This window comes from Erythrobacter sp. KY5 (assembly GCF_003264115.1).
Taxonomy (GTDB): domain Bacteria; phylum Pseudomonadota; class Alphaproteobacteria; order Sphingomonadales; family Sphingomonadaceae; genus Erythrobacter.
Genome location: NZ_CP021912.1, coordinates 1,051,601 through 1,066,991, shown reverse-complemented (window position 1 = coordinate 1,066,991; position 15,391 = coordinate 1,051,601). Strand labels below are relative to the sequence as shown.

Annotated in this window: 13 protein-coding genes; 8 read left to right on the top strand and 5 right to left on the bottom strand. The window is 62.0% G+C overall.

Annotated elements, in window-relative coordinates; all coding sequences use genetic code 11:
* Nucleotides 1-3: 3 nt before the first annotated feature.
* Nucleotides 4-330, bottom strand: a complete 327-nt coding sequence (locus tag CD351_RS05105) for a hypothetical protein (protein WP_111991603.1) — start codon at nucleotides 328-330, stop codon at nucleotides 4-6.
* Nucleotides 327-1,028: a lipoyl(octanoyl) transferase LipB gene (gene lipB, locus CD351_RS05100; protein ID WP_111991602.1), complete on the bottom strand. Its 702-nt coding sequence runs from the start codon at nucleotides 1,026-1,028 to the stop codon at nucleotides 327-329. Before lipB ends, CD351_RS05105 begins: the two co-directional genes overlap by 4 nt.
* Nucleotides 1,029-1,099: 71 nt before the next feature.
* Between lipB and CD351_RS05095 the strand changes: the two genes are divergently transcribed.
* Both CD351_RS05095 and CD351_RS05090 read left to right on the top strand, forming a co-directional pair.
* Complete coding sequence (locus CD351_RS05095) at nucleotides 1,100-1,930, top strand: hypothetical protein (RefSeq protein ID WP_111991601.1); 831 nt, start codon at nucleotides 1,100-1,102, stop codon at nucleotides 1,928-1,930.
* Between the two features lie 77 nt (nucleotides 1,931-2,007).
* The gene (locus tag CD351_RS05090; RefSeq protein WP_111991600.1) at nucleotides 2,008-3,390 is read left to right on the top strand and encodes an MFS transporter; all 1,383 of its coding nucleotides are present in this window, start codon (nucleotides 2,008-2,010) and stop codon (nucleotides 3,388-3,390) included.
* A gap of 6 nt (nucleotides 3,391-3,396) precedes the next feature.
* On the opposite strand, the gene arsC is transcribed toward CD351_RS05090, so the two are convergent.
* Nucleotides 3,397-3,741: an arsenate reductase (glutaredoxin) gene (arsC, locus tag CD351_RS05085; RefSeq protein WP_111991599.1), complete on the bottom strand. Its 345-nt coding sequence runs from the start codon at nucleotides 3,739-3,741 to the stop codon at nucleotides 3,397-3,399.
* 223 nt (nucleotides 3,742-3,964) lie between these two features.
* Here arsC and CD351_RS05080 point away from each other — a divergent pair, with 223 nt between their 5' ends.
* The 3 genes from CD351_RS05080 (at nucleotide 3,965) to CD351_RS05070 (ending at nucleotide 9,513) form a co-directional block, all read left to right on the top strand.
* Entirely contained in the window at nucleotides 3,965-6,211 is a 2,247-nt protein-coding gene (locus CD351_RS05080) for a TonB-dependent hemoglobin/transferrin/lactoferrin family receptor (protein WP_111991598.1), read from the top strand.
* 20 nt (nucleotides 6,212-6,231) lie between these two features.
* Nucleotides 6,232-7,236: a DUF6607 family protein gene (locus CD351_RS05075; protein WP_111991597.1), complete on the top strand. Its 1,005-nt coding sequence runs from the start codon at nucleotides 6,232-6,234 to the stop codon at nucleotides 7,234-7,236.
* Nucleotides 7,237-7,356: 120 nt separating this feature from the next.
* Nucleotides 7,357-9,513 carry a TonB-dependent siderophore receptor gene (locus tag CD351_RS05070; protein WP_234027237.1) on the top strand — a complete coding sequence of 719 codons (2,157 nt, stop codon included), beginning with the start codon at nucleotides 7,357-7,359 and terminating at the stop codon, nucleotides 9,511-9,513.
* 6 nt (nucleotides 9,514-9,519) lie between these two features.
* Here CD351_RS05070 and CD351_RS05065 read toward each other — a convergent pair whose 3' ends face one another.
* Nucleotides 9,520-10,083 carry a (2Fe-2S)-binding protein gene (locus CD351_RS05065; protein WP_111991595.1) on the bottom strand — a complete coding sequence of 188 codons (564 nt, stop codon included), beginning with the start codon at nucleotides 10,081-10,083 and terminating at the stop codon, nucleotides 9,520-9,522.
* A 25-nt stretch (nucleotides 10,084-10,108) separates the two neighbouring features.
* Nucleotides 10,109-10,885 carry a class II aldolase/adducin family protein gene (locus tag CD351_RS05060; RefSeq protein WP_111993601.1) on the bottom strand — a complete coding sequence of 259 codons (777 nt, stop codon included), beginning with the start codon at nucleotides 10,883-10,885 and terminating at the stop codon, nucleotides 10,109-10,111.
* Between the two features lie 115 nt (nucleotides 10,886-11,000).
* Here CD351_RS05060 and CD351_RS05055 point away from each other — a divergent pair, with 115 nt between their 5' ends.
* The 3 genes from CD351_RS05055 (at nucleotide 11,001) to CD351_RS05045 (ending at nucleotide 15,336) form a co-directional block, all read left to right on the top strand.
* Nucleotides 11,001-12,386, top strand: coding sequence for an MATE family efflux transporter (locus CD351_RS05055; protein ID WP_111991594.1), 1,386 nt, complete (start codon nucleotides 11,001-11,003; stop codon nucleotides 12,384-12,386).
* Between the two features lie 92 nt (nucleotides 12,387-12,478).
* Nucleotides 12,479-14,896, top strand: a complete 2,418-nt coding sequence (locus CD351_RS05050) for a chemotaxis protein CheA (RefSeq protein WP_111991593.1) — start codon at nucleotides 12,479-12,481, stop codon at nucleotides 14,894-14,896.
* Nucleotides 14,896-15,336, top strand: a complete 441-nt coding sequence (locus tag CD351_RS05045) for a chemotaxis protein CheW (protein ID WP_111991592.1) — start codon at nucleotides 14,896-14,898, stop codon at nucleotides 15,334-15,336. The genes CD351_RS05050 and CD351_RS05045 overlap by 1 nt, the downstream gene beginning before the upstream one ends.
* Nucleotides 15,337-15,391 lie beyond the last annotated feature (55 nt).

Here is a 15,391-nt window from a genome sequence, read left to right as displayed (position 1 = left end):
GACCTATTCCGGCGTCGCTGGTGGAACCGGCGGCGCCGGGGTCGGCGCATCGCTGTCACCCGAACTGGTCTCGGTCGTCGTTTCGACAGTGGTCGAACCGTCCTCGCCCTGAGTAACGGTGGTGGTCGTCGAGCTACGCGTGGGCTCGGCAGGGGGCGATGTTGAAGTCAGCGTTTCGAGCGGAAGCATATCGTCGCTGATCGTCCCGCCGAGCACCTCTCCCGCCGCCTCGCCGCTGGATTCGCTTGCTTCGACCTGTGGCGTTTCCTCCTCGCACGCAGTGAGCATCATCACCGGGATGGCGAGCAGGGTTAAGGTCTTGAACTTCATTTGCGGCATGCCTTTTGTCGTGCGGCCTCCAACGCGCCGAGGAACCCGTCGGCGCGCGCTATCAGCGCCTCGTCCCATTGGTTTGCAGTTACGCTTTTGCCAAGTCGCGCGAGGCTGGTGACCCCGAATTCGTCGATCCCGCACGGCACGATCCCGCTGAAATGCGAAAGGTCCGGGTCGAGATTGACCGAGAAGCCGTGCATCGTCACCCAGCGGCGCACGCGAACGCCGATTGCGCCGATCTTGGCCTCGCGCCCGTCAATATCGGTGCACCAGATGCCAACGCGCCCTTCCGCGCGCCAGCTTTCGACGCCGAAATCCGAAAGCGTGTCGATCACCCAGCCTTCGATCGCGTGGACGAAGCAGCGAACGTCCTTCCCGCGTTTTCCCAGGTCGAGCATCAGATAGCCCACGCGCTGCCCCGGCCCGTGATAGGTATATCGCCCACCGCGCCCGGCTTCGACCACCTCGAAGCGTGGGTCGGTCAGCTCTGCCGGATCGGCGCTGGTCCCGGCTGTGTAGACCGGCGGATGCTCAAGCAGCCACGCAAGCTCGCGCGCCTCGCCCGCCGCAATCGCCTCGTTGCGCTCCTGCATCTCCTCAAGCGCGTGCGTGTACGCCACGGGCGCGCTCTCACGCTGCCATTCGATGCTGGCTGCGGAAATATCGCGCGGGAGATCGGGGGCGATGCTTGCCATAGCTTCCCGGTGGAGGCATTGACCGACCAGATCAAGAGCCAATCGCTCATGTTGGGGCGCGGGGAAGACTTATGAATTTCGACATGAATGCCTGCTGGGCTCGCGCAGTTGAGCTTGTTCGCAGCAATTTCCAACTGCTCGTGGTTATCGCCGGAGTGTTCGTGCTGCTCCCCTCTATCGCGACCTATCTGTTCGTGCCCGATATACAGATGTTCCTCGACCCCACGGCAGACCGCGAAGCGCTGGCAGAAAAGCTCGCCGAGATCGCTGGGCCGGTGATCGGCTTCGGGGCCCTTTCCCTGGCCGTGCAGCTCACCGGCTATGGCGCCATGGTCGCACTGATGGGCGACGCGCGCCCGACTGTCGGGCAGGCACTTGGCACAGGGGCGAAGACTGTGCCGAGCCTGTTTGTGGTGCTCATCATCTTCATGCTGCTCTATGTTCTTGGCGGTTTTCTCATCGCTCTGCCCATCTCGTTGATCGTCGGGGCAGCAGGAGTGCCGGCGCTCGGCCTTGTCGGAATTTTTCCGGTCATACTGTTCGTCTTGTGGTTGATGGCGCGCATGTCGCTCGTCATGCCGACACTGGTCCTTGGCGGGACGCTCAACCCTTTCAAAGGCATCGCCGGCAGCTTCCGCCTGACCAGGAAGAGCCAGTGGATGATCCTGATTTTCTGGGTGGTTCTTGGCGCGATCTTCGTTCTCATCAGCCTGCTTTTGACCGGCGTATTCAGCCTGATCGCTGCCGTCTTCGGAGGCGGCACGACGAGCCTGCTTATCCTGGGTATCGCAAACGGCATGCTTGGCATGGTGAGCGGCGTCATGCTCTGCGCAATCGCGGTGGCGATGTACGGCCAGCTTTCAGGCCCCAGCGCCAAAAACGTCGCAGAGACTTTCGAATAAGCGCTCTTTTTGCGTGAGAGCGGCCAACGGTCAGTTGGTGATTGAAACGGGCCTTATGCAGGCCTAGCGCGGTTGCAATGGCCGACGCCGACCCCTCTCGCGACTCGATCCATCGCAACGAAAGCGCCCAGACTTCGGGTGCGATTTCGAATGGGCGGATGGCGCTGCTCTTTACCGTGATGCTGGTGACGGCGGCAGGCAACACGGCGATGCAATCGGTCATGCCGTCGATCGGCACCGCCCTTGAAGTGAGCGACGTCTGGATCAGCCTCGCCTTCAGCTGGTCGGCGCTGCTTTGGGTCGTGTGCGCGCCGATCTGGGCGCGGCGTTCCGACAGGCGTGGACGCAAGTCGATGATGTCGCTGGGCCTTGTCGGCTTTGTGGCATCCATGGTGATTTGCGGGCTCGTCCTGTGGGCCGGGCTCGCAGGCTGGCTCGGAGCGTTTGCGACGCTGATCCTGTTTGCCGCCGCGCGCAGCCTGTATGGCGGGTTTGGCAGCGCCGCTCCGCCAGCCGTTCAGGCCTACGTCGCCTCGCGCACCCCGCGTGCGGAGCGGACCAACGCGTTATCCCTGATCGCGTCGAGCTTTGGCCTCGGCACGGTAATCGGCCCCGCGCTCGCCCCGCTGATGGTGCTGCCGTTGATGGGGCTTGGCCTTACAGGGCCGTTTATCGGCTTCGCTCTGCTCGGGATCGTGGTTCTCGTTCTTCTCCACCTTCAATTGCCCAACGATCAGCCGCAATTCGCAGCGCGCGGAATGGCGACCAGCTATTCAGGACCAAGCGAAGCGCTCAGCGATGAAGAGCTGGAGGATGAAGCGGTAACGGGGGTCGTGACCGGAGAGGCGGACGCAGAGCCGCCGCGCCTCAAATGGACCGATCCGCGCATCAGGGCATGGATCGTGGCGCAATTGCTGGGCGGGCACGCGCAGGCCATGATCCTTGGAATAACCGGGTTTCTGGTGCTCGACCGGCTGTCGTTGAGAGACACGCCTGCGGAAGGTGCTGGGCCTGTTGGGCTGGTCCTGATGGCCGGAGCCATTGCATCGCTGCTTGCGCAATGGGGGATCATTCCGCGCTTTAAGCTGGGGCCACGCTCTGCAACCCTGGCAGGTGTGCTTACCGCGGCTCTTGGCACGGCGGTTCTCGCTGCCGGAGCGCAGCTTCACGTGATCGCGCTTGGTTATGCCATCGCGTCGCTGGGATTTGGCCTTTTCAGGCCCGGTACGACCGCAGGCACATCGCTCGCCGTGACCCGCGCCGAGCAGGGGCAGGCATCGGGCGTGGTCGCAAGCCTTGCGGGCTTCAGCTACATCTATGCGCCCGCGCTCGGGGTGTGGCTCTACGGTTATTCGGACTGGGGCGCATTCGCCCTCATCATAGCCCTGTGCCTTGCCGTTGCAGCGCATGGCTGGCGCGGGCTTCAGGCTGACGAGGATCTCACCACCGAGCGCCGCTGAGACGCGTCACAGCAGATCCAGAACCTTGTCCTGCGGACGGCACAGTGCGACGCCTTTTTCGGTTTCCACCAAAGGGCGCTCGATAAGGATCGGATCGGCCACCATCGCATCGAGGATCGTGTCGGCATCGGCGTCAGGCAGTCCGCGCTCGGTTGCGTCGGTCCCGCGAATACGCAGGCCCTCGGCGGGTGTGATCCCCGCATCGGTATAGAGCTGCGCAAGCTTTTCCCGCGTGGGCGGGTCTTTCAGATATTCGACGACGGTCAGGTCGATCATCTTCAGATTCTCAAGGATCGCGAGCGTTTTGCGCGACGTGCCGCATTTGGGGTTGTGCCAGATTGTCGCTTTCATGGTTCCATCCTTTGCTGTGCCAAAGCCGTGATCGGGCCAATCTGTTGCCAGTCGATTGCCGGTCGATTGTCCATGATCCGCTAACCGATGCGCGCCCGCTTCGCCACCTTAATTACCGATCTGGGTGTTGGTCGGCCCGTTTTGCGAATAATTCTCAACTTCTTTGTTGCGTTTGCGAGTCATTGTCATTAGCAGATTCGCATCGAGACTAAGAAGGATCTCCATGACACGCAAAATCGCCCGCACTGCCCTGCTCCTCTCCTGCGCCGGCCTCGCCTTTCCCGCACTTGCCGAAGACACTGAAAGCAGCGCCGAAGCCGAGAGGTATGATGGGCTTATCACAGTTACCGCGACCCGCACCCCGGTTGTCCAGGAAGAGGCACCGGCGACCATCTCGATCATCACCGACGAACAGATCGCAGACGAACTTGCCACCGATGTGCGCGACCTCGTGCGCTACGAACCCGGCGTCACCGTACGACGTGCGCCTGCCCGCTTTGGCGCAGCGCTCGGTTCGACCGGCCGTGCACGGAACGAGGACTTCGTCATTCGCGGTATCGGCGGCAACCGTGTGCTGATCCAGGTCGATGGCATTCGCTCACCGCAGGGCTTCAGCTTTGGCGCACAGGACGCGGGGCGCGGCGGATTTTCCGATGTGAGCCTCGTCAAACAGGTCGAAATCCTGCGCGGTCCCGCATCCGCGCTTTACGGGAGCGACGGGCTTGCAGGTGCCGTCAGCTTCACCACCTCGGACCCGGTCGACATCCTTGGCGCTGACAGCGTGGGCGGCTTCGTTCGCTCCCAATTTTCGAGCGAGGACGAGGAATTCGCCCAGAGCGCCACCCTCGCCGCGCAATCGGGCAACCTGTCGGGCATGATCGCTTACACCCGCCGCGATTTCTCCGAACTCGAAAATCAGGGCGAGATCGGCGGCGTCGGGCCATCGCGCACGCTGCCCAATCCGCAGGACGGCGAATCCAATGCAGTGCTCGGCAAGCTTGTCTGGGACAATGGCGAACACCGCCTGCGTCTGACCGGCGAGTGGCTTGAAAGCGAGCTTGTCACCAACGCCCTGACCGGGTTTGGTCCTGCTTTTCTGTTCGGGCCCGCGCCCGTCTGGAACGTCGATCGGCTGGAAGCCGAAGACACGACCAGCCGCGCGCGCGTTTCGGCGGACTGGACCTTTGAAGGGCAGCCGGAAGACCTGATCGAATACGCCTTCCTCGCAGCCTATTATCAGGACGCCGAAGACCGCCAGTTCACCGAGGAAGACCGCACCGCCTTCGGTTTCATCCCCGCCCCCGATCGCACGCGCCTCAACACATTCGAGAACGAAGTCTATGGCATCAACGCCGAGGCGCGCAGCAGCTTTGCGACCGGCGCCGTGTCGCACACCATCGCGTTTGGCGGAGATGTCAGCTGGACCCGGCAGGAGGGCTTGCGCGATGGCACCTTCCCCGGCCGCAGCGAAAGTTTTCCGACGCGCGCTTTTCCGGTCACCGACTTCACGCTTGGCGGCGTTTTCATCGCCAACGAGATCACCTTTGGCGACGGTGCGCTCACGCTGTATCCGGCGCTGAGGTTCGACTTCTACGACCTCAATCCAACCGACGACCCGCTGCTTACGACATTCAATCCGCAAGGCCAGTCAGACAGCCGCCTCTCACCCAAAGTCGGCGCGACCTACAAGTTTGCGGACGATTTCCTGATCTTCGCCAATTACGCGCAAGGCTTCCTCGCCCCGACGCCAAGCCAGGTGAACAACTTCTTCGAATTTCTCGCAGGCGGCTACACCTCGCTTCCCAATCCCGATCTCGGTCCTGAGACCAGCGAGAGCTGGGAGCTGGGCGCCCGCTATACAGGCGACATCTTCGCCCTCGAAGTGGTCGGCTTCAAAGGCGACTATGACGACTTCATCAACCAGCAGATCGTGGGCGGTTCCTTCACACCGCAAGACCCGGCGATCTTCCAGTTCGTCAACTTCACCGAGGTCGAGATTGACGGATTCGAAGTCAAGGGATCGATGGAGCTAGATAGCGGCGTCAATGCGCGCCTCGCCATCGCCTATGCCAATGGCGACATAATCAATGCCGACGGCAGCCGCACCCCGCTCGACACGGTTGATCCGTACAATCTTGTCGCTGGTCTTGGTTATCGCGATGCGCAGGGCCGGTTCGGAGCGGAGCTGATCCTCACCCATAACGCGCGCAAGGACGCGGATGACGTCGAGCGCGCCGCCGACGGAACCGACCTCTTCATCCGCCCCGAAGCCTCGACCGTGTTCGACCTCACCGCTTTCGTCGCAGTGACCGAGGCGCTGAAACTGCGCGCCGGGATCTTCAACCTCTTCGATGAACGATACGCCGTGTGGTCCGACGTGCGCGGCCTGCGCGTCGAGGATCGCGGCATCGCCGGTGCCTTCACCCGTCCGGGACGCAATGTGAGCGTTTCGGCGAGCCTCCAATTCTGACGTTGAAAGGGAGATTACCCATGATGAAACTTGCCAAGACCACCCTGCTTGCTGGCCTTGCCAGCTTGGCATTCGCCGCCGCCCCAGCCCCAGCGCTCGCCGACGACCCGATCGAGCTCAGTGCGGCCGCCGAACAGGCCGCATTTCAGGCCGACCGCGAAACGATCCTGTCCATGGCAGGCGACTTCAAGGTCACTTTCGACATGCGCGAATCCACCGCCTGGATGGAAGGGTACGACCCGCTCGAGCCAAAGCTGTCGGGCGGCTATGAAAGCGTGCGCGTGATCGAGGATACGGGGACCAAGATCGTGCTCCAGCACCTTCTTGTCGTGGGTGATGAAGAGAACCCTTACGTCGTCAAGCACTGGCGTCAGGATTGGCAGTACGAGCCTGAGGCCATCCTCACCTATGAAGGCGGCGATACGTGGCAGATGACCGCGGTTCCCGAAGCGATGCGCGCTGGCCGCTGGTCGCAGACCGTCTGGCAGGTCGATGACAGCCCGCGCTATGCCGGTTGGGGCCAGTGGGAAACCACCCATGGCGTGAAGCGCTGGCGCTCGAACTGGACCACCCGCCCGCTCGCCCGGCGCGACGCTGTGCGCGACCCCATTTACGACCGTTATGTCGGGATCAACCGTCACCAGATCACCCCCACCGGCTGGATCCACTGGCAGGACAACACCAAGATGATGCCTGCCGAAACCGGTAGCGGCGAGCTGGTCCCGGTCGTTCAGGAATATGTGCTCAACACTTACGAACGCTTCGACGATTACAATGTCGCAGCCGCTGAAGCCTATTGGGAGCAGACCGCGGATTACTGGGAGGCGGTGCGCGCCGAATGGGACGAGGTTGCCGAATCAAACGGCGGCATCCGCATCGCGCAACAGGCACAGTACGGCACCGAGATCGCGGCAAAGCTGCTCGAACTCGCCGACGCGATCAAGAAGGGCGAGACCGATTCGGACGACGCGGCCGCCCAGGCCGTTGCCCTGATCGAGGCAGGCACCGCCCGCTCGGGTGGCTGATTTGCCACACAGATCCGGCATTTGACAGGTCCGGGCGCGCTTTGAGAGCGATTCTCATTTTAGCGGTTGAATATGAGAATAGTTTTCAATAGCGCGCCCATGTCAATCGGAAGGGACATGATGAACCGTACACTTTCACGCGCCGCGCTCCTCCTTTCGAGCGCTGCGATTGCTTTCCCGGCTGCTGCCGAAGATACAGCTCCCCAGAACACCGACCTGCTGTCCGATAACGGACCGATCCTTGAGACGCAGGGCGAGGATATTCTGGTGACCGGCGACGTTCTTCAGTCGAGCGTCGTTGCATCGGTCAAGACACCGACCCCGATCATCGACGTCCCGCAAAGCCTCACGATCACGACCGAAGAACAGATCACAGAACGTGGCTGGACCAGCATCGGCCAGATCATCGACTACACGCCCGGCGTGAACACATCGCAGGGCGAAGGCCACCGCGATGCCATCGTCTTCCGCGGCGTTCGTTCGACCGCCGACTTCTTCATCGACGGTATTCGCGACGACGTTCAGTATTATCGCGGGCTCTACAATCTTCAGCAGGTCGAGATCCTGCGCGGCCCCAACGCCCTGCTGTTCGGGCGCGGCGGTACGGGCGGCGTGCTCAACCGCGTGACCAAGAAGGGCGAGCTTGGCGCGAACTTTGCAGGCGGTCAGGTTGCGGTCGATACATTCGGCGAGTTCAGCGTTCAGGGCGACATCAACCTGTCCTCGTCCGAAACCTTCGCCTTCCGGCTCAACGCTTCGTACGAAAGCCTGAACAACCACCGCGATTTCTATGACGGTGAGCGCATCGGCATCAACCCGACCGCGCGCATCGCGCTGGGCGAAGACACCACGCTCGACCTTGCATACGAATATGCGAACCACGACCGCTTCATCGATCGCGGTATCGTGACGGGCACCGATGGCCGCCCGGTCGAAGCATTCGAGGAAATCGTCTTCGGCGATCCCGAACTCAATTTCCATGAGCTCGAGGCGCATCTCTTGCGTGCCAATCTCCAGCACAATTTCTCAGACAACTGGAAGGGCGTCGTCAGCGCGTTCTATGGCGACTACGACAAGCTCTATTCCAACTTCTATGCCGAGCGATATGACCAGGCGAACACGCCCGGCGAGGTCACTACCGATGGCTATGTCGACACGACGACGCGCGAAAATCTGATCCTGTCGGGCAACCTCGTGGGTGAGTTCGAAACCGGCAGTGTCGGCCACACGCTCCTGATCGGCGCGGAATATATCAATACGCAATCGGTCAATGATCGCTTCAACCCGGTCTGGGACCAGACCAATGACGACAACGAAATCTTCGCGGTCCAGCGCCCGCTGGCCCTTCGCGGCGGGGTCGGCGTCAACGCTTCGGGTCAGGTCACGACGGTTGCGTTCAGCGACCTCAACGATTTCACCGACGGCGACCTTGAGGTCTTCTCGCTCTTCATTCAGGACGAGATCGAGCTGACCGAATGGCTCAACCTCGTGGTCGGCGGGCGCTTCGACAGCTTCGACCTGACGGTGGTCGACCTTGCCAATGGCGGCGCGGTTCAGAGCCGCAAGGACGAGGAATTCTCACCGCGCGGCGGCCTCATCATCAAGCCGCAGGAAAACATCTCGATCTATGCGAGCTATTCGGAAAGCTTCCTGCCGCGTTCGGGCGAGCAATTCGCGGACCTCGGCGGCAATGCTGCGGCGCTCGATCCCGATCAGTTCACAAACCTTGAAGCCGGGGTGAAGTGGGACATCCTCGACCGGCTCAGCCTGACGGCCGCCATATTCGAGATCGAGCAGAGCACGCCCGAAGTCGACGACACCGACCCGGCGCTTCTGGTTGTGGTCGATTCGACTATCTCCGGCTTCGAGTTCCAGCTTCAGGGCGAAGTCATGCCCGGCTGGCAGGTTTCGGCAGGCTACAGCTATCTCGACGGCGAGCAGGTCGATCAGACCGGCCCCACCGGCCTTCGCCCGCGCGAATTGCCTGAAAACATGTTCTCGATCTGGAACTCCATCACCGTGACCGACCGCTTCGGCATCGGCGTTGGCCTGACCCACCAGGACGAAAGCTTCATCAACAATTCGAACAGCGCGATCCTGCCGAGCTACACGCGCATCGACGCGTCGGCCTTTTACGATGTGAGCGAGAACTGGCGCATTCAGGTCAATGTCGAGAACCTGACCGACACGCTGTACTTCCCGAACTCGCACTCGACCCATCAGGCGAGTGTCGGCGCGCCGCTCAATGCGCGCTTTGCGATCAACGGGCGTTTCTAGGCGAAATCAGTCCTCGGGTGCTTCGGCATCCGAGGACGTTCGCAGCGCAGGCACCATCGCGGCGGCGTCTTCGGGCGCAATGCCGGGAGCGGGCGCTGCGCCAATGCTCTCGCCGCGCTGGGCCACACGCCCTGCCCGCTGGATCGCGCTCACCAACCGCGGATAGACGCCGCAGCGGCACATGTTCTGGATCGCGTCCTCGATCTCGGCACGCGAGGGCACGGGATTGCGTTGAAGGAGCGCAGCCGCCGCGATCACGATACCCGGCGTGCAATAGCCGCACTGGACCGCCTGTTCGGCCACCATCGCCTGCTGCACCGGATGCGAACGGTCGCGCGACACGCCTTCGATCGTGGTGATGAAGCGCCCCTCTGCCTCTGCCAGAGTGATCCTGCACGACCGCAGCGCCGCGCCATCGACCAGCACCATGCACGCGCCGCAATCGCAATTGCCGCCACCGCCCGCCTTGGTGCCGGTGAGGTTCAGCGCCTCACGCAGCGCGTAAAGCAGCGGCATATTGGCATCGAGGTCGAACTCGACCGGCCGGTCGTTAACGGTCATGCGCGGCATGCGCTGGCCCTATCTCTCGGTAAAATCAGTTGCGCCAGCTGTCGTCGATCTTGTCGATCCGGCGTTTCCACGCTTCGAAATCGAACACGCCCGCGCCGCCCTGGCTCGCCATGACGGACAGGTCACGCTGGTGCACGTCGATCACTTCCTGAGGCACTATGCGCGGCTCACCTTGGGACAGCGTCGCGATCTGAATCTCGCAAGCACGCTGAAGCGCCCACATCTTGACGAACATGCCCTGGATCGTGCCGTCCATGACTACCGGGCCGTGATTGCGCAGCATCAGGATCGAGTGATTGCCAAGGTTGCGCACCAGCCGCTCGCCTTCCTCGGCGCGAACGGTCACGCCCTCGAAGTCGTGATAGCCGATCTGATCCTGAAAATTGCAGGCGTAAAAGCTGATCGGGAGCAAGCCATCCTTGTGGCTGCACACCGACATGGTCGCGGTCGTGTGGACATGGCAGATCGCGTCGGCACGGCTGCCGAGATGCTTGTGGAAGTAGCCGTGCTGAGTGAAGCCAGCCTTGTTCACCATGTAAGGCGATCCGCCGACATTATTCCCCTCTACGTCGATCTTGACGAGGTTCGAGGCGGTCACTTCATCATAGAGCAGCCCGAACGGGTTGATGAGGAACGTGTCCTTTTCACCCGGAACCTTAAGAGAGATGTGATTATAGATCGATTCCCCCCAGCCAAGGTGGTCGAAAATCCGGTAACACGCCGCAAGATCGAGCCGCGCCTGCCACTCTTCCTTGCTGACCTTCCCTTCGAGGCTGTTGTCGGGCTTGAGCTGGGTCGCCATGATCTGATGTCTCTCCATGTCTGAACTTTGGCTTCTCTTATCGCACGCCAATTCGCCCAAGCACAAGGATTTCACTTTGCGCCAGCCCCTGCGCGCGGCTAGGCGCTGATCAGCGATGAGCGACACGGATAAAACAGCGGAACAATCCGCGAGCGCGAAGCTCACGCAAGGCAGCATCACCGGCCACCTTGTCGGACAGACCCTGCCCGCAATCATCGGCGTCGCAGCCATCATGTCGATTGGTCTCGTCGATGCATACTTCATCGGACAGCTGGGGTCAGACGCGCTCGCGGCGATCTCTTTCATCTTCCCGATTTCGGTCGCGCTTACCTCGCTCGGCGTGGGCGTCATGGTCGGGATCAATTCGGTGGTCGCTCGGGCTCTGGGCGAAGGAGACCGCGAGCGCGCCGCGCGCCGGGCCAATTTCGGGCTCGTCTTTGCGGTCGGGGCAGGCGTTGTCATTGGCCTTGCCCTGTTCGCGCTGAACGATCCGCTGTTCCGGCTGATGAATGCGCCGGACAATCTGATGCCGCTCATCCGGACATACATGCAGCCCTTCGCGCTCGGCTTCCCGCTGATCCTCGCAATCATGGGCTTCAACGGCATCCTGCGCGGACAGGGTGAGGCACGCCGCACAAGCGTGGTCAGCATCACCTATGCCGCGGCCAACTGGATACTCGATCCGATCCTGATCACCGGCTCACCCGACTTTCTTTTTGGCGGGTTCGAGGGCTTCGGCATAGTGGGCGCGGCCTATGCGACCATAATCGGATGGGGCTGCGGCGCGGCGATGGCGCTGGTGCTGGTCAAGCAGACCGACATCCCGCTCAATCCCTCGCTGCTTGCGAAATCGAACCTTGCCGATTCCGCGTCGAGCATCGCCAAGGTCGCAGGGCCGGCGGCATTCTCGAACGCGATTAATCCGATCGGGCTGTCGATCCTGACCGCGCTGATCGCCACCGCCGGGCAGGATGCGGTCGCAGGGTTCGGGGCTGCTGGCCGATTGCAGAGTTTTGCGACGGTTCCACTCCTCGCGCTTTCCGGAGCGATCGGTTCGATCGTCGGGCAGAACTGGGGCGCAAGAGAGTACGGGCGAGCACGAAGCGCAGCCCTTTACGCGGGGATATTCTGCGTTGTCTGGGGGCTTGGCACTGCGGTCCTGCTGACATCTGCGGGTGAGACATTTGCAAGAGCATTCACTGACGAGCAGCCCGTGATCGAGGAGTTCGCGCTGTATCTGAAGATCGCGGCCTGGGGCTATGCGGGCTTTGGCATCCTGATCGTCGCGAATGGTATCCTGAACGCGATCGACAAGGCCTCGTTCGCATTGGGCCAGTCCGTTGCTCGCGTGTTTCTGGTGATGCTGCCGGTCGCCTGGCTGCTTCAGGCATCGTGGGGTAGTGCTGCGATTTACACCGCTGAACTTGCAGCCAATATCTTCGGTGCATTGACCGGCGCCGCGCTGGTATGGCTTGTTCTGGTCCGGCGCGCGCCCAAATAGAAGAGCGAGCCCATGATAAAAGCTCGGCGCTAGGCAATCATTAACCATCTGTGTCCATACAGACTTCCAAGTCTAAGAGGGGCACGCGCGTCATGGATGACCTGCTGGCGGATTTCGTCGCAGAGACACGGGAAATGCTGGAAGCCAGCGCAGGCGAGATCGTCGCCTGGGAAGCCGATCCGGCGGACCGTGCGCGGCTCGACACCATCTTCCGTTTCGTACACACGGTTAAAGGCAATTGCGGCTTTTTCGATTTCCCGCGTCTGGCTGGTCTCAGCCACGCGGCTGAAGACGCCCTTGCCGATTGCCGGGCCGGGCGCCGCACGCCTGATGCTGCACTGGTTACCGCAGTGCTCGCAATCATCGACCGGATCGCACAGATGGTCGATGTCATCGAAGCTGGCGAGGAATTCCCCGAAGGCGGCGATGACGAACTGATCGCTGCGCTGGAGCCCGGTGCCGAGGCCGTGACCGGAGATGTCATCGACGCAGGATCAGAACCGGTCGAAGACCCCGAGCCGGCGGGCGAAAACGAGCTGCCCTCTCCCAAAAAAACGGAAGCGCCCGCTGCCCAGCGCTCGATCCGTCTGCCTGTCGACCTGCTCGACCGGGTGATGAGCGGTGTGTCGGACATGGTGCTGGCGCGCAACGATCTTGCGCATCGCCTGCGTCAGGCGGGCACGCAGCCGACGATTGACGGTCCGTTCGAACGGCTCACCACGATCCTTTCCGATGTGCGCGATGCGATCACACGAATGCGCATGCAGCGTATCGAGACCCTGTTCGGCGCGCTGCCCCGGCTTGCGCGCGACCTGTCGAACGAGCTTGGAAAACAGGTTCTGATCGATCTTGAAGGCGGCGATGTCGAACTCGACCGCGAAATGATCGAAATGATACGGGATCCGCTCACTCACATCATCCGCAACGCGATCGATCACGGGATCGAGAAACCGTCTGACCGCCTCGCCATCGGCAAGCGTGAAACGGGCCTCCTCTCGATTGCCGCGCGTCAGGCTGGAAACACGATCTCGATCGTGGTCAGCGACGACGGACGCGGGCTCGAGGAAGAAAAGATCGCGGCCAAGGCGGTCTCCACCGGGTTGATCTCCGCCGCCCAGCGTTCGGAGATGAGCCGCGATGCGATCCTCCAACTTGTCTTTGAGCCCGGATTTTCCACCGCCGAGGAAGTCAGCAACGTATCGGGACGCGGCGTCGGGCTCGATGTGGTGCGCGACAATCTTGAGCGCGTCGGCGGCTCGATCAAAGTGAGCTCAACTCCGGGGGTCGGCACACTCTTCACCCTTCAGATCCCGCTCACGCTCAGCATCATTGCCGGGCTCACGGTCGAAGTCGGCGAGCAAAGGTTCGCAATACCGCAAAGCTACGTCGAAGAGATCATCCACGCATCATCCAAGGCACTCGACTTCACCCGTGCCGGAGAAAGCGCGCTCGTCACCTTCCGCGATGCACGCGTGCCATGCCTCATGCTGACCGACGCGCTCGGTCTGGACGAAGGCGATACGCCCGCTGAGCAACGCACGATGGTCATGTTGCGACTTGCGAGCGGTGACCTGTTCGCGCTCGCGGTCGACCGTATTCATTCGCATGGGGACCTCGTCGTCAAACCGCTGGCTCCTGCGATCATGAAAGCGGGCGTCTATGCTGGCTCAACCTTGCTCGACGATGGGCAGCCGGTGCTGCTGCTCGACGTGACGAACATCGCGTCGCAGCACGATCTTGCATCCGATGCCCGCAGCCGCGTCTTCCGGGGAGCTGAGGAAGAACAGGCCAAATCCGAAAAACCTGCCATGCGCGCAATGCTGTTTACCGATTTTGACGGCCGTCGCTGTGCCGTGCGGCTTGAGCTGGTGCAGCGCATCGAAACCGCGCCTGTCGGTGCCATCGACCTTACAGGCGACCGCCCTCGAGCGGTGATCGACGGCGTAATTTTGCCGCTGGTGGGCCTGCCTGACGGGCCACTGCCTGCCGAAAAGGTCCGTTTGCTGCGCCTGACCGACGGATCGGGCCAGCTGGTCCACGCAGTGCGCGAGATCGACGACGCGGTTGAGCTTGTCGATGCACTGAGGCCGGTCGACACCGATCCGATGATCGAAGCGGTCACGCTGGTCGATGGCAAAACCGTCACGTTGATCGACGGGCACGCGCTGTTCGCACGCTACGGCGAAACCCCGGAAGCGGCCATCAAACCGATTTGCCGCATCCCGCAGACCGAATGGGCCAGCACGATCCTTGCGCCGCTTGTCACCGCCGCTGGTTACGAGATCGCCGACGATCAGGATGGCGACCAGGATGTCGCAATCTGGTTCGACGACGAGTACCAGGCGGCCCTCGCGCTTGACGTTGAATTTGCGGCACCGGTCATCCGGCTTCGCGACATTCCGGATGGGGCCAATATGGAAGAGACGATCTATCGCTATGATCGCGATGGACTGGTCGCAGCCCTGCGTTCCGCATCCAATGCGGCACGTGCAAGCGGGAGCAATCGCTGATGAACGAGCTACTGGTCATGTGCCAGATCGCTGGCCGACGCTGCGCTTTCAGGGCGAATGACGTGCAATCCGTGATCGAGATCGGCACCATCACGCCCGTACCGCGCACGCCTGATTTCATTGCAGGCCTCACCGCCATGCGCAGTCAGGCGCTGACTGTCATCGATTGCCGCCGCGCCATCGGTTTCGATCCGAACGCCTATGCGCTCGATCACCGCGCCATTGTGGTCGCCTCCTCGGGCTATTCCTATGCGCTTCGGATCGATTCCATCGAGGACATCACCTCTGCCATCGGCGAACCGGGCAGTGTTCCGGGAGGTTTCGGTGCGGAATGGGCCAGTGTCGCCAGCGGCCTCGTCGAAACCCGCACAGGGCCTGCGCTGATGATCGACCTTGCCGCGCTGATCGCAGGACAGACTTCAATCGAGCATGCCGCTTAATCCAAAACTTACCTTCTGAGCATATCAACCTAACGTTCAGAACCGAGGATCCCTC

What these genes read in the sequence shown, in the direction of transcription:
- CD351_RS05065 (WP_111991595.1), bottom strand. Translation starts at nt 10,083, where the DNA reads ATGCCGCGCATGACCGTTAACGACCGGCCGGTCGAGTTCGACCTCGAT.
- CD351_RS05095 (WP_111991601.1), top strand. Translation starts at nt 1,100, where the DNA reads ATGAATTTCGACATGAATGCCTGCTGGGCTCGCGCAGTTGAGCTTGTT.
- arsC (WP_111991599.1), bottom strand. Translation starts at nt 3,741, where the DNA reads ATGAAAGCGACAATCTGGCACAACCCCAAATGCGGCACGTCGCGCAAA.
- CD351_RS05050 (WP_111991593.1), top strand. Translation starts at nt 12,479, where the DNA reads ATGGATGACCTGCTGGCGGATTTCGTCGCAGAGACACGGGAAATGCTG.
- CD351_RS05075 (WP_111991597.1), top strand. Translation starts at nt 6,232, where the DNA reads ATGATGAAACTTGCCAAGACCACCCTGCTTGCTGGCCTTGCCAGCTTG.
- CD351_RS05045 (WP_111991592.1), top strand. Translation starts at nt 14,896, where the DNA reads ATGAACGAGCTACTGGTCATGTGCCAGATCGCTGGCCGACGCTGCGCT.
- CD351_RS05090 (WP_111991600.1), top strand. Translation starts at nt 2,008, where the DNA reads ATGGCCGACGCCGACCCCTCTCGCGACTCGATCCATCGCAACGAAAGC.
- CD351_RS05060 (WP_111993601.1), bottom strand. Translation starts at nt 10,885, where the DNA reads ATGGCGACCCAGCTCAAGCCCGACAACAGCCTCGAAGGGAAGGTCAGC.
- CD351_RS05105 (WP_111991603.1), bottom strand. Translation starts at nt 330, where the DNA reads ATGAAGTTCAAGACCTTAACCCTGCTCGCCATCCCGGTGATGATGCTC.
- CD351_RS05080 (WP_111991598.1), top strand. Translation starts at nt 3,965, where the DNA reads ATGACACGCAAAATCGCCCGCACTGCCCTGCTCCTCTCCTGCGCCGGC.
- lipB (WP_111991602.1), bottom strand. Translation starts at nt 1,028, where the DNA reads ATGGCAAGCATCGCCCCCGATCTCCCGCGCGATATTTCCGCAGCCAGC.
- CD351_RS05055 (WP_111991594.1), top strand. Translation starts at nt 11,001, where the DNA reads ATGAGCGACACGGATAAAACAGCGGAACAATCCGCGAGCGCGAAGCTC.
- CD351_RS05070 (WP_234027237.1), top strand. Translation starts at nt 7,357, where the DNA reads ATGAACCGTACACTTTCACGCGCCGCGCTCCTCCTTTCGAGCGCTGCG.